At 68.8% G+C, this 12420-nt stretch carries 11 protein-coding genes; 6 read left to right on the top strand and 5 right to left on the bottom strand.

The window, feature by feature from the left end:
* Nucleotides 1–3 precede the first annotated feature (3 nt).
* Together BST28156_RS20505 and BST28156_RS20500 are read right to left on the bottom strand one after the other, a co-directional pair.
* Complete coding sequence (locus BST28156_RS20505; RefSeq protein ID WP_174903237.1) at nucleotides 4–1002, bottom strand: 2-hydroxyacid dehydrogenase; 999 nt, start codon at nucleotides 1000–1002, stop codon at nucleotides 4–6.
* A gap of 30 nt (nucleotides 1003–1032) precedes the next feature.
* A complete protein-coding gene (locus tag BST28156_RS20500) occupies nucleotides 1033–2013 on the bottom strand; it encodes a LysR family transcriptional regulator (protein WP_060242271.1) in 981 nt (326 codons plus the stop codon).
* On the opposite strand from BST28156_RS20500, the gene BST28156_RS20495 reads away from it, so the two are divergent.
* On the top strand, nucleotides 2012–2287 hold the full coding sequence (locus BST28156_RS20495) for a hypothetical protein (RefSeq protein ID WP_174903236.1): 276 nt from the start codon (nucleotides 2012–2014) through the stop codon (nucleotides 2285–2287). The genes BST28156_RS20500 and BST28156_RS20495 overlap by 2 nt on opposite strands.
* Before the next feature lie 55 nt (nucleotides 2288–2342).
* On the opposite strand, the gene BST28156_RS20490 is transcribed toward BST28156_RS20495, so the two are convergent.
* Nucleotides 2343–2531 carry a hypothetical protein gene (locus BST28156_RS20490; protein ID WP_174903235.1) on the bottom strand — a complete coding sequence of 63 codons (189 nt, stop codon included), beginning with the start codon at nucleotides 2529–2531 and terminating at the stop codon, nucleotides 2343–2345.
* Nucleotides 2532–2723: 192 nt separating this feature from the next.
* On the opposite strand from BST28156_RS20490, the gene BST28156_RS20485 reads away from it, so the two are divergent.
* Nucleotides 2724–3935, top strand: coding sequence for a pyridoxal-phosphate-dependent aminotransferase family protein (locus BST28156_RS20485; RefSeq protein WP_174903234.1), 1212 nt, complete (start codon nucleotides 2724–2726; stop codon nucleotides 3933–3935).
* Nucleotides 3936–3954: 19 nt separating this feature from the next.
* On the opposite strand, the gene BST28156_RS20480 is transcribed toward BST28156_RS20485, so the two are convergent.
* Nucleotides 3955–4890 (bottom strand): AraC family transcriptional regulator, encoded by a 936-nt coding sequence (locus tag BST28156_RS20480; RefSeq protein WP_174903233.1) that lies wholly within the window; start codon nucleotides 4888–4890, stop codon nucleotides 3955–3957.
* 136 nt (nucleotides 4891–5026) lie between these two features.
* Between BST28156_RS20480 and BST28156_RS20475 the strand changes: the two genes are divergently transcribed.
* The gene (locus BST28156_RS20475; RefSeq protein WP_174903232.1) at nucleotides 5027–5917 is read left to right on the top strand and encodes a DMT family transporter; all 891 of its coding nucleotides are present in this window, start codon (nucleotides 5027–5029) and stop codon (nucleotides 5915–5917) included.
* Between the two features lie 140 nt (nucleotides 5918–6057).
* Nucleotides 6058–6723 (top strand): hypothetical protein, encoded by a 666-nt coding sequence (locus BST28156_RS20470; protein ID WP_040126738.1) that lies wholly within the window; start codon nucleotides 6058–6060, stop codon nucleotides 6721–6723.
* A gap of 186 nt (nucleotides 6724–6909) precedes the next feature.
* Here BST28156_RS20470 and BST28156_RS20465 read toward each other — a convergent pair whose 3' ends face one another.
* The gene (locus BST28156_RS20465) at nucleotides 6910–8124 is read right to left on the bottom strand and encodes an MFS transporter (RefSeq protein ID WP_174903231.1); all 1215 of its coding nucleotides are present in this window, start codon (nucleotides 8122–8124) and stop codon (nucleotides 6910–6912) included.
* A gap of 348 nt (nucleotides 8125–8472) precedes the next feature.
* Between BST28156_RS20465 and xdhA the strand changes: the two genes are divergently transcribed.
* A complete protein-coding gene (gene xdhA, locus BST28156_RS20460) occupies nucleotides 8473–10047 on the top strand; it encodes a xanthine dehydrogenase small subunit (RefSeq protein WP_174903230.1) in 1575 nt (524 codons plus the stop codon).
* An 18-nt stretch (nucleotides 10048–10065) separates the two neighbouring features.
* Nucleotides 10066–12420 (top strand): xanthine dehydrogenase molybdopterin binding subunit, encoded by a 2355-nt coding sequence (gene xdhB, locus BST28156_RS20455; RefSeq protein WP_174903229.1) that lies wholly within the window; start codon nucleotides 10066–10068, stop codon nucleotides 12418–12420.

Here is a 12420-nt window from a genome sequence, read left to right as displayed (position 1 = left end):
TTCTCAGCGGTTCGTCGTCACGACGTTCTGCGGCGTGCCCGCATGCCACGCCTCGATGTTCAGCAGCGTCGTGTGCGCGATTTCGGCGAGCGCCTCGCGCGTGAAGAACGCCTGGTGCGACGTGACGATCACGTTCGGGAACGTCAGCAGCCGCGCGAGCACGTCGTCCTGCAGCGGCAGGTCCGAATGATCCTCGAAGAACAGCCCGCTTTCCTCTTCGTACACGTCGAGCCCGAGATGGCCGAGCTGGCCGCTCTTGAGCGCGTCGATCAGCGCCTGCGCGTCGACCAGCCCGCCGCGCCCGGTGTTGATCAGCATCGCGCCGTGCTTCATCCGCGCGAGCGTCTGCGCATTGATCAGATGATGCGTGGACGGCAGCAGCGGGCAATGCAGGCTGACGATGTCGGCGTGGCGCAGCAGCTCGTCGAGCTCGACGTAGCGCGCGCCGAACGCGATCAGCTCGTCGTCGTACGGCGGCATCGAGTGCGCGAGCACGTGCATCCCGAAGCCCATCATGATCTTCGCGAACACGCGGCCGATCAGGCCGGTGCCGATCACGCCGACCGTCTTGCCGTGCAGGTCGAAGCCGAGCAGGCCGTTCAGCGAGAAATCGCCCTCGCGGGTGCGCGCGACCGCGCGCGGCAGGCGGCGGTTGAGTGCGAGGATCAGCGCGACCGCGTGTTCGGCGACCGCGTGCGGCGAATAGGCCGGCACGCGCACGACCGCGATGCCGAGCCGCTCGGTGGCCGCCAGGTCGACGTGGTTGAAGCCGGCCGAGCGCAGCGCGATCAGGCGCGTGCCGCCGTCCGCGAGCCGTTCGAGCACGGCCGCGTCGACGGTGTCGTTGACGAACGGGCAGACGACGTCATAGCCGTGCGCGAGGATCGCCGTCTCCGCATCGAGATGCGACGGCTGGAAGTGCAGCCGGTAGCCGAACTGCCGGTTCGCGGCGGTGAACGAATCGTCGTCGTACTGCCGGCTGCTGAACAGGATCACGCGCACGCTGCACCTCCGATGGCTGTCGCGGGCAGTTTACTGCAGGCCCGTGACGATGTCGGGGCGTTCGGCCCGCGCCGGCCGCAGGAAGCCGTAGCCGGCGCGCTCGCGCTGCGCCGGCGTGCCGAAGTGTTCGAGCGCGTGTTCGACGAAGCTGCGCGTGCGTGCCGGCACGAACTGGCGGTTCGGGTAGACGAGCGACAGCTGCGCGTCGGGATCGTCGATCCGGTAGCCGGGCAAAAGCCGCACCAGCGTGCCGTTGTCGATCGCGTCGGCGACGCAGTGCGACGGCAGCATCGCGATGCCCGACCCGGCGGCGACCGCCGCCTGCACGAGCGCGAGCTGGTTGACCGTGCAGGCCGGGCGCACCGTGACGGCGTATACGACCTCGTCCGGGCCGACCAGCCGCCACGCGGGCGTGTGCTGGTGCGGCGCGAGCGCGATCCAGTCGTGGCGCGGCAAGTCGTCGGGCGAGCGCGGCTCGCCGCGCCGTTCCAGATAGGCGGGCGCTGCGCACGCGACGAACGGATTCGGTGCGAGCGGATGACCGATCAGCGCCGGATTGCCGGCGAGCCGGTCGCCGGTGACGATGCCGACGTCGTAGCCCGAGTCGAGCATGTCGAGCGGCCCCTCGGCGACCGTGAGCTGCACGCGCAGCTCCGGATAGCGGTGCCGGAAGCTGCTGACGAGCGGCGTCAATGCGAGCGGCGACAGCAGGCCCGACGCGACGATGCGCAGCGTGCCGCCCGGCTCGCGCGCCGCATGCGCGACCGAGGCCTCGAGATGGTCGAACTCTTCGAGCAGCGCGCGGCAGCCGTCGAGATAACGCGCGCCGGCTTCGGTGAGCGACAGGTTGCGCGTGGTGCGGTGGATCAGCCGCGTATTCAGGTGGCCCTCGAGCATCGCGATCGAGCGCGTGACGAGTGCGTTGGACACGCCGAGATGGTGCGCCGCGCGCCGGAAGCTCTGTTGCTCGGCGACGCAGACGAAGACACGCATGGTCTGAATCTGGTTCATGGCTCGCGTATTTCTGGCCCGGTTGACTGATTATGGTTGTGATTTTTCGTCGCGCAGCCGTGAAAGCCCATTGCGCGACACCCGATTCTCCCTCGTATCGAAAAACGGTTTTCGATTCCGCAGACGATTGTTCAATAAGGAAACGATATCCGTCAACCTGAGAAACGGGGCGGGTTGCGGAAAATCGGAATCGTGCATGCCGGAAAAACCGCCGGACGCTGCCGGCGGCTGGCAGCGCGGGGCGGTCGGGGCTTTGGCTTATGCGTCGATGTGAGGAATATTTCGTATATAAATCAATGGATTGCGAGCGATAGGCATGACCGGGTGCGCTAATTTCCGGTATTTCCGGCAATGCGATGCGTGAGAATGGCGTTTTTTGCCAGTATGCCGAATATACGTATCGAATCCGGTTCGGCGATTTTACGGCACGCAAAGTTTCTCGCGGCCGCGCGGGCGGCTGCGGCGAACGGTTCGAATCGACGAATCATCGCGATATTGCGCGGGAAAATCGTCCGCATGGAACCGTTTCACCATCGGAACGGCAATCGCGTTCCGATATGCGCGCGATCTGGCCCGGTCCGGCGACCGGGCCGGCTGCCCGCTGTCCGGTCGCGTGTGCCTCTTGCGCAACACGGCGGAACGGGGAATGATCGATTGGCTCGCCATGCGGCGAGCATTCGTGCATTTCGTCCATTCATCCCGTTCCAGCCATGTCCATCGATTACTCGCCGATTCCCTGTCCCGTCGTCGTGCCGCTCGACGCGATCCTGCCCGAAGAACCGCTACTGATGATGGGGGCCGGCCCGGTTCCGATCCCGGCCGCCGTCGCCAAGGCGAACACGATCGTGATCAACCATCTCGGCGCGACGATGGCGAAGATCATCGAGCAGGTGAAGGAGATGGCGCGCTACGTGTTCCAGACCCGCACCAAGTGGGTGCTCGGCGTCGCCGGCCCCGGTTCGGCCGCGATGGAGATGGCGATCTCGAACCTCGCGTGGCGCGGCACGCGCGTGCTGTCGATCCGCAACGGCTTCTTCAGCGCGCGGATGGCCGAGATGGCCACGCGCGTCGGCGCCGACGTGGCGATGCTCGAAGTGGCCGACCGCGCGGTCGCGAGCCTCGACGAGGTCGCCGATGCGATCGCGCGCGAGCGGCCCGAGATCGTCACGATCGTGCAGGGCGAGACGTCGAACACCGTGTGGAATCGCGACCTGCGCGACATCGCGGCGCTCGCGAAGGCGGCCGGCGCGCTGGTCGTCGTGGACGCGGTGTGCACGCTGTCGACGATGCCGCTCGAGATGGATGCGTGGGGCATCGATGCGGTGATCACCGGCGGCCAGAAGGGGCTGTCGTCGATTCCGGGCGTGTCGCTGATCGCCTTCTCCGATGCGGCCTGGGAGCGGATGAAGCGGCGTCCCGAACCGAACGCGCACTGGTGTCTCGACATGGCGCTCGCGGAGAACTTCTGGCACAACGCCGGCTATCACTACACGGCGCCCGTGTCGGGCGTGCTCGCGCTGCACGAGGCGCTGCGGCTCGTCTGCGCGGAAACGCTCGAGAGCCGCTTCGCGCGCCACCTGCGCTGTTCGCTCGCGCTGCAGGCGGGCGTCGAGGCGATGGGGCTGAAGCTGTATGCGCCGAAGGACTGCCGGCTCAATTCGGTGGTCGGCATCGAGACGCCCGACGGGCTGACGCCGGGCATGATCTGCGGGCATATCTCGAAGCAGTACCAGGTCGAGATCTCCGGCTCGTTCGGGCTGCCGATCGTGCGGATCGGCCAGATGGGCGAGCAGTGCCGCGAACACAACCTGTTCCGCACCGTGCATGCGTTCGGCCGCACGATGGTCGACCTGAAGGTGCCGGTCGATCTGCCGGCCGGCGTCGCGGCGCTCGAACAGGAGCTGTCGCGGCGCGGGGTTTGACGCGGGAAGGGCGGCGGCCTCAGCCGCCCCGCATCGCGCGCCGATAGGTGTTCGGCGTCGTGCCGTGCGCGTCGCGGAAGCGGTGGCTGAAGTGTCCGGCGTTCGCGTATCCGCATTCGGCCGCGATCTGCGCGAGCGGCAGCGCCGTCGTGCGCAGCAGCAGGCGCGCCCGGGCGAGCCGCTGTTCGGCCACCCACGCATGCGGCGCGCGGCCGAACGACAGCCGGAACATCCGCGAGAAGTGATATTCGGACAGCGCGGCGACGTCGGCGAGTTCGCCGAGCGTCAGCGGCTGCGACAGGCAGGTGTCGATGTAGTCGCGCACGCGGCGGCGCACGGCCGGCGCGAGCCCGCCGCGAAACGACGCGTCGGTGCGCGTCGTGCTTTGGCCGCGCAGCAGCAGGCTCAGCACGTCGTGCGCGGTTTCGTTCACGCGCAGCCGTCCGTCCGCATCGTCCCAGCGCTCCAGCGCCAGCGAGCGGAACTGCGTCGCGACGCGCGCATCCTCGAAATAGGTACGGTCGGCGAGCTTCAGCTCGCGCGGTTCGCGGTCGAGCTCGCGGATCGCGCGCTGCGTGAAGTGCTCGGGCAGGAAGTACAGGTGGATGAAATGCATCTCGCCGCGCACCCACCAGCGCGATTCGTGATCGCCCGGCAGCGCGCACAGCAGGCTCGGCGCGCCGTAGCGCGGCACGCGTTCGCGCTCGGTCCGGTAGCCGCCGTCGAGGTAGCACGACAGCGTGTGATGGCCGGGCTGCGCGTAGATCGTCTCGGCTTCGTCGGTGACGCGCGTCCATTCGGCGATCGCGAGATGATCGCCGAGCCACGCGAAGCGCTCGAGCGTCGCGTTCGCCTCGGCGAGCGTGCGGCACACCGACTGCAGGCCGAACGGGATCTCGGCACCGGCCAGCGCGGCGGCGCGATCGACGGGCGGGGCGGAAAGGGACGAACTCATGATGCGCCGAGTATAAGCGCGTGCGTGCCGGCGCGCCGGGCATCCCGAAAAAGACCGCAATTCCGGACAATCGCCGCGGGCCGCGCGGCGTCATAGTCGACGTCCGTTTCATCCGATTCCGTGTTGGTCGACCGCCATGAACCTGTCGCTCTATATCGTCACCGTGCTGATCTGGGGAACCACCTGGATCGCGATCAAATGGCAACTCGGCGCCGTGCCGCCGCCCGTGTCGATCGCGTGGCGCTTCTGGCTCGCCGCCGCCGTGATGTTCGCGCTGCTGCGCGTGATGCGCCGGCCGGCGCGCCCGCCGCGCGAAGCGTGGCGCTTTCTTCTCGCGCAGGGCTTCGCGCTGTTCTGCCTGAACTTCCTGTGCTTCTACTACGCGGAGCGCGTCGTGCCGAGCGGGCTTGTCGCGGTGATCTTCTCGACCGCGCCGCTGCTGAACTCGATCAACGGCCGGCTGTTCATGGGCCGGCCGCTGCGGCCGTCCGCGATCGCGGGCGCGCTGCTCGGGCTGACCGGCATCGCATGTCTGTTCTGGCAGCAGATGGCCGGCCATCTCGACGATCATGCGACGTGGACGGGCCTTGCGATCGCGTTCGCGGGCACGCTGTGCTTCTCGGCCGGCAACCTGCTGTCGAGCCGGATGCAGTCGATGGGGCTGCATCCGCTCGCGACCAACGGCTGGGCGATGCTGATCGGCGCGGCGATCCTGACGGTCGGCAGCGTCGCGGCCGGGCTGCCGTTCGCGGTCGATCCGAGCCCGCGCTATCTCGGCGCGCTCGTCTACCTTGCGGTGCCGGGCTCGGTGATCGGGTTCACCGCCTACCTGACGCTCGTCGGCCGCATCGGGCCGGAGCGGGCCGCCTATTGCACGGTGCTGTTCCCGATCGTCGCGCTGGCCGTGTCGACGGTGTTCGAGGGCTATCGTTGGTCGCCGCTCGCGATGATCGGGCTGCTGCTCGTACTGGCCGGGAATCTGGTTGCGTTCGACCTGACGCGGCGGTTGTTTCTGCGGACGGCCTGAGCGGGCGGGGGCATGACGGGCTGACGGGGCGATGTTGCCGGCCGATACGGGCGGCACGCCATGACGGGGAGATGGTTGACGAAGTTGACTTGGTTGCGAGATTGGCCTACGCTTGTTCCTGATTGCGAAAGGAGGCGACGATGGGCCGGCACGCACACACGATCGAGGACGTCGTCCTCGACGTCGATACCGCGGACGCGCTGCGCAGCGCGGTCGGCGCCGCGACCATGCTCGGGCCCGACAAGGCCCGCGCGCTGCTCCGGCTTTCCGACGCGCAACTCGGGCATCTGTTCAAGGTCGGTATCGCGCAGGTCATCGATCTGGCGGCGACGGTCACGTTCGGGATCGCGGCTGCCGCGACGCGCGACAGGACGGATCCGGGCCGCGCGAAGCCGGCGTCCGGATCGACCGCGCGTAAGGCTGCCGCGCTTTCCGAGGTCGAGCGTCTCGTGCTGCCGGAACGACAAGCGCTGGTCGCCAGCGGCAGGCTGCTGCCGGCCGCCGAGATCTGGACGGCACTGGGGATCACGCGCCAGGCACTGAACAAGGCGGTCGCGTCGGGGCGCATCTTTACGGTCGACGTGGGCGCCGCGCAGTTCTACCCGGCCTTTTATCTGGCGGGCGACATCGATCGCAAGACGCTGGGAAGGGTGACACAGCAGTTGGGCGACCTGCCGGGCTGGAGCAAATGGCAGTTTTTCACGACGCCGAAAGCGTCGCTCGGCAAGCTCACGCCGCTGAAGGCGCTCGCACAAGGCAAGGTCGAGCAGGTGATGCGCGCAGCAGCGGCGTTCGCCGAGCGCTAGGGTCTGCCTTCATATGGACCCGGACCCTGGGGAGCGGATATTTGACGTTGACGACGCCCGGCAGCACTTCCCGAACGCGAGGCCAGGACTTCAACATCCTGCCGCGTTAGCCGGCGCATCGCCGTGCCGCGCGCCCGCACATCGAGCGCGCACTGCGGCCTCCGGCATGCGCCGTTCGTCCCGCGTTCAGGCCGCCGCGCCGCTGCCCGCCACGCGCGCCTGCCGCTGATACAGCAGCGCCGACAGCCCGACGCCCGCCGCCGCCGCGACGGCCGCGAACAGGAACACCTGCGGATAGCCGAACGCGCCCGCCACGTAACCGGCGAGCGGGCCCGTGATGCCGAGCGACAGGTCGAGGAACACCGAATACGCGGACAGCGCCGCGCCGCGGCTCGCCGGCGGCACGAGCGCGACGGCCTCGACGCCGAGCGCCGGGAAGATCAGCGCGAAGCCGAAGCCGGTCAGCGCGGCGCCGACCAGCGCAACGTGCGGGACGGGCGCGAGCCACAGCAGCACGAGGCCCGAGCATTCGAAGGCAAACGACACGATCGCGACGCGGAAGCCGCCGTAGGTCTTGATCGTGTTCGCGAACAGCAGGCGCGCGCCGATGAACAGCGTGCCGAATACCGTCAGCGACAGCGCCGCGTTCGGCCAGTGGCGCGCCGCGTAGTACAGCGTGACGAAGGTCGCGATCGAGCCGAAGCCGGCCGAGCCGAGCGCGAGGCCGAGGCCGTGCGGCAGCACGCGCGTAAACACGCTCGCATACGACATCCGTTCGCCGTGCACGATCGGCACGGCGTCGATCAGGCGTGCGAGGTAATAGCCGAGTGCCGCGAGCGCGATCACGATCACGCCGATCAGCGCCGGATTCAGCGTATGCGCGATCGCGACGCCGACCGGCGCGCCGAGCGCCAGCGCGCCGTAGGTCGCGATGCCGTTCCACGAGATCACCTTCGCGTTGTGCGCGACGCCGACCCGGCCGATGCCCCACAGGATCGCGCCGGTGCCGCACAGGCTCTCGCCGACGCCCAGCACGAGCCGGCTCGCGACCAGCAGCACGAGGCTCGCGACGGGCCAGTGCGCGAGCAGCAGCGCGATCAGCAGCAGCACGCCCGACGCGCCGCAGCCGATCAGCCCGCGCAGCACGGTCCGCTTCGGGCCCAGCGTGTCGGCGAAGCGTCCGGCGAGCGGCCGCGACGCGAGCGTCGCGAAATACTGGACGCTGATCGCCGCGCCCGCGACGATCGCCGAAAAGCCGAGATCGTCGTGGACGAAGCCCGGCAGCACCGCGAGCGGCAGGCCGATGGTCAGGTAGCAGATGAACGTGAAGCTGACGACGGACACGATTTGCAGCGTGACGGCGAACCCGCTGCGCGGCGTGGGGGCGGAATCGGTTGACATGGGGTCTGAACGAATGAGGGGACGAAACGCACGGCGGCGAAAAACGGAATCGGGATTTTCCCATGGAACCGGTTTTCACGCAGGTACCATTTAGTTAATCGAACCCTTTTCCGCGCCGGGTCCGGCGACGCGCGGCGCGACGGCGTTTTGCCTGTCCGGCAGGCGGGGCGGGACCTGCGCGCCGGTCGCCGGCAGGCGCCGGAAACCATATCGCCGCAGTTATATGGGCCCCATGCGTGATGGGCTATGGGTTGCGGAATTTGACGGTGATAGCGTGCAAACTGTCAGAAAAACGTCGGTCGGGCCCTGCGCCGGCCGTGTTGCCCCCACTTGAAGAACGATAGAGACATGAGTGAGCCGATCCGCTTCTACCATCGTCACGCGATCCGCGAAGTCAGCGGCGCGGACGTCACCCGCACCGTGCTGCAGTACCTGCGCGAGGACGCCCATTGCACCGGCACCAAGGAAGGCTGCGCGGAAGGCGACTGCGGCGCGTGCACGGTCGTCGTCGGCGAGCTGACCGACGCGGGCACGGTCGCCTTCAAGGCCGTCAACGCGTGCATCCAGTTCCTGCCGACGCTCGACGGCAAGGCGCTGCTGACCGTCGAGGACCTGCGCCAGCCGGACGGCACGCTGCATCCGGTGCAGCAGGCGATGGTCGACTGCCACGGGTCGCAATGCGGGTTCTGCACGCCGGGCTTCGTGATGTCGATGTGGGCGCTGTACGAGAAGCACGGCCACGAAGGCTGCGGCAGCGCATGCGCGAAGGCGAAGGACGTGCCGACGCGCGCCGAGATCGCCGATGCGCTGACCGGCAACCTGTGCCGCTGCACCGGCTATCGTCCGATCGTCGATGCGGCGGTGAGGATGTTTGACGCGACCGGCGAAGGTGCGGCCGGCGAAGGTGCGACCGGCGAAGGCACCCCGTCGCACCCATCGCCCGTCGACACCGCCGCGCTGGCCCGTACGCTCGCCGCGCTGAAGCGCGACGACACCTTCGACTACACGATCGGCGGCGCGCGCTTCGCGGCGCCGCGCACGCTCGACGCGCTGGCCGCGCTGAAGCTCGCGCGTCCCGACGCGCGGCTGCTGGCGGGCAGCACCGACATCGGCCTGTGGGTCACGAAGCAGATGCGCCGGCTCGACGACCTGATCTACATCGGCCAGGTCGCCGAACTGCAGCGCATCGTGCACGGCGACGACTGGATCGAGATCGGCGCGGGCGTCACCGTCGAGAACGCCTATGCGGCGCTCGCCGATACGTATCCCGAACTGACCGAGATGTGGAAGCGCTTCGCGTCGCTGCCGATCCGCAACGCGGGCACGCTCGGCGGCAACGTCGCGAACGGCTCGCCGATCGGCGACTCGATGCCGGGCCTGATCGCGCTCGGCGCGCGGGTCGTGCTGCGCGGCGGCGACACGGTGCGCGAGCTGCCGCTCGAAGCGCTCTATACGGGTTACCAGCAGAAGGACATGGCGCCGCACGAATTCGTCGTCGGCGTGAAGGTGCCGACCCGCAGCGGCGCACGCGCGAACCTGCAGTTCCGCACCTACAAGCTGTCGAAGCGGTTCGACTCCGACATCTCGGCCGTGTGCGCGGCGTTCGCGTTCATCGCGGACGGCGACGTGGTCCGCGAGCCGCGCATCGCGTTCGGCGGGATGGCCGCGACGCCGAAGCGCGCGGCGCACGCGGAAGGCGTGCTCGACGGCGCGCAGTGGCACGAGGCCACCGCGCAGGCCGCGATGCAGGCGCTCGAGCGCGACTACCAGCCGCTCACCGACATGCGCGCGACGAGCGCATATCGGCTCGATACCGCGAAGAACCTGATGTACCGCTTCTGGCTGGAGACGCGTCCGCACGATCCGCTGCCGCCGCAAGCCCTGAACGTGCGTGAAGTCGCCGCCGAAGCGGCGCGCGTCTGACCACGGAGAACACCGAACATGAACCAGCAAGCCGAACCGTTCCTGAGCACCCTCGATCCGCAGGCCGACGCCGCGCAGGTGCACGTCTCGCGTCCGCACGAATCCGCGCACCTGCACGTGAGCGGGCGCGCGACCTACACCGACGACATCCCGCTCGTCGCCGGCACGCTGCACGCGGCGCTCGGGCTGTCCGCGAAGGCGCACGCGAAGATCGTGTCGATGAACTTCGACGCGGTGCGCGCGACGCCCGGCGTGGTCGCCGTGTTCACCGCGGACGACATCCCGGGCGTCAACGACTGCGGCCCGATCATCCATGACGATCCCGTGCTCGCCCAGGGCGTCGTGCAGTTCGTCGGCCAGCCGATGTTCATCGTCGTCGCGACGTCGCACGAAACCGCGCGGCTGGCCGCGCGCCGCGCGCAGGTCGAGTACGACGAACTGCCGGCGATCCTGACCGCGCAGGAAGCGCGCCAGGCCGAAACCTACGTGATCCCGCCGCTGAAGCTCGCGCGCGGCGACGCGGCCGCGCGGCTGGCCGCCGCGCCGCACCGCGAGTCGGGCGAGATGTTGCTGGGCGGCCAGGAGCAGTTCTATCTGGAAGGGCAGATCGCCTACGCGGTGCCGAAGGACGACGACGGCATGCACGTGTACTGCTCGACGCAGCACCCGAGCGAAATGCAGCACCTGGTCGCGCACGTGCTCGGCGTCGCGTCGCACAACGTGCTGGTCGAGTGCCGCCGGATGGGCGGCGGGTTCGGCGGCAAGGAATCGCAGTCGGGGCTGTTCGCGTGCTGCGCGGCGCTGGCTGCATGGAAGCTGCTGTGCCCGGTGAAGCTGCGCCCGGATCGCGACGACGACATGATGATCACCGGCAAGCGGCACGATTTCCATTACCGCTTCGACGTCGGCTACGACGACGACGGCCGCCTCGACGGCGTGGCGCTCGACATGACCTCGCGCTGCGGCTTCTCGGCCGACCTGTCGGGCCCGGTGATGACGCGCGCGGTGTGCCACTTCGACAACGCGTACTGGCTGCCGGACGTTGCGATCGCCGGTTACTGCGGCAAGACCAACACGCAGTCGAACACCGCGTTCCGCGGCTTCGGCGGCCCGCAGGGCGCGTTCGCGATCGAGTACATCCTCGACGACGTCGCACGCTCGCTCGGCCGCGATCCGCTCGACGTCCGCTACGCGAACCTGTACGGCAAGACCGAGCGCAACGTGACGCCGTACGGCCAGACGATCGAGGACAACGTGCTGCCCGAGCTGCTCGCCGAACTCGAGGCGACGAGCGACTACCGCGCGCGCCGCGAAGGCGTGCGCGCGTTCAATGCGCGCAACGCGGTGCTGAAGAAGGGCATCGCGCTCACGCCGGTGAAGTTCGGGATCGCGTTCAACGTCACGCACTTCAACCAGGCCGGCGCGCTCGTGCATATCTACACCGACGGCTCGGTGCTCGTGAACCACGGCGGCACGGAGATGGGGCAGGGGCTCAACACGAAGGTCGCGCAGGTGGTCGCGCACGAGCTCGGCATCCGCTTCGGCCGGATCCGCGTGACCGCGACCGACACGAGCAAGGTCGCGAACACGTCCGCGACCGCGGCATCCACGGGCTCCGACCTGAACGGCAAGGCCGCGCAGGATGCGGCGCGCCAGTTGCGCGAGCGGCTCGCGGTGTTCGCGGCCAAGCAGTACGGCGAAGGCAAGGTCGATGCGGCCGACGTGACGTTCGGCAACGACTGCGTGTGGATCGGCGGCGTCGCGGTGCCGTTCGGCGAAGTGATCGCGAAGGCCTACCTGGCGCGCGTGCAGCTGTGGTCCGACGGTTTCTATGCGACGCCGAAGCTGTACTGGGACCAGTCGAAGCTGCAAGGCCGGCCGTTCTACTACTACTCGTACGGCGCGGCCGTGTCGGAAGTCGTGATCGACACGCTGACCGGCGAGATGCGCACGCTGCGCGTCGACGCGCTGCACGACGTCGGCGCGTCGCTGAACCCGGCGCTCGACATCGGCCAGGTCGAGGGCGCGTTCATCCAGGGGATGGGCTGGCTGACGACCGAGGAGCTGTGGTGGAACCAGGGCGGCAAGCTGATGACGCATGCACCGTCCACCTACAAGATCCCGACCGTCAACGATACGCCGCCCGAGTTCAACGTGCGGCTGTTCCAGAACCGCAACGTCGAGGACAGCATCCATCGTTCGAAGGCCGTCGGCGAGCCGCCGCTGCTGCTGCCGTTCTCGGTGTTCTTCGCGGTGCGCGACGCGATCGCGGCGGTCGGCGACTATCGCGTGAATCCGCCGCTCGACGCGCCGGCGACCGGCGAGTCGATCCTGCGTGCGCTGCAGGCGGTGCGCGCGTCGCGGGCAGCGTGA

It is taken from the genome of Burkholderia pseudomultivorans (assembly GCF_902499075.1).
Taxonomy (GTDB): Bacteria; Pseudomonadota; Gammaproteobacteria; order Burkholderiales; family Burkholderiaceae; genus Burkholderia; species Burkholderia pseudomultivorans.
Note: the sequence above shows the minus strand (reverse complement) of the source record. Positions and strands in the feature narration are given on the sequence as shown.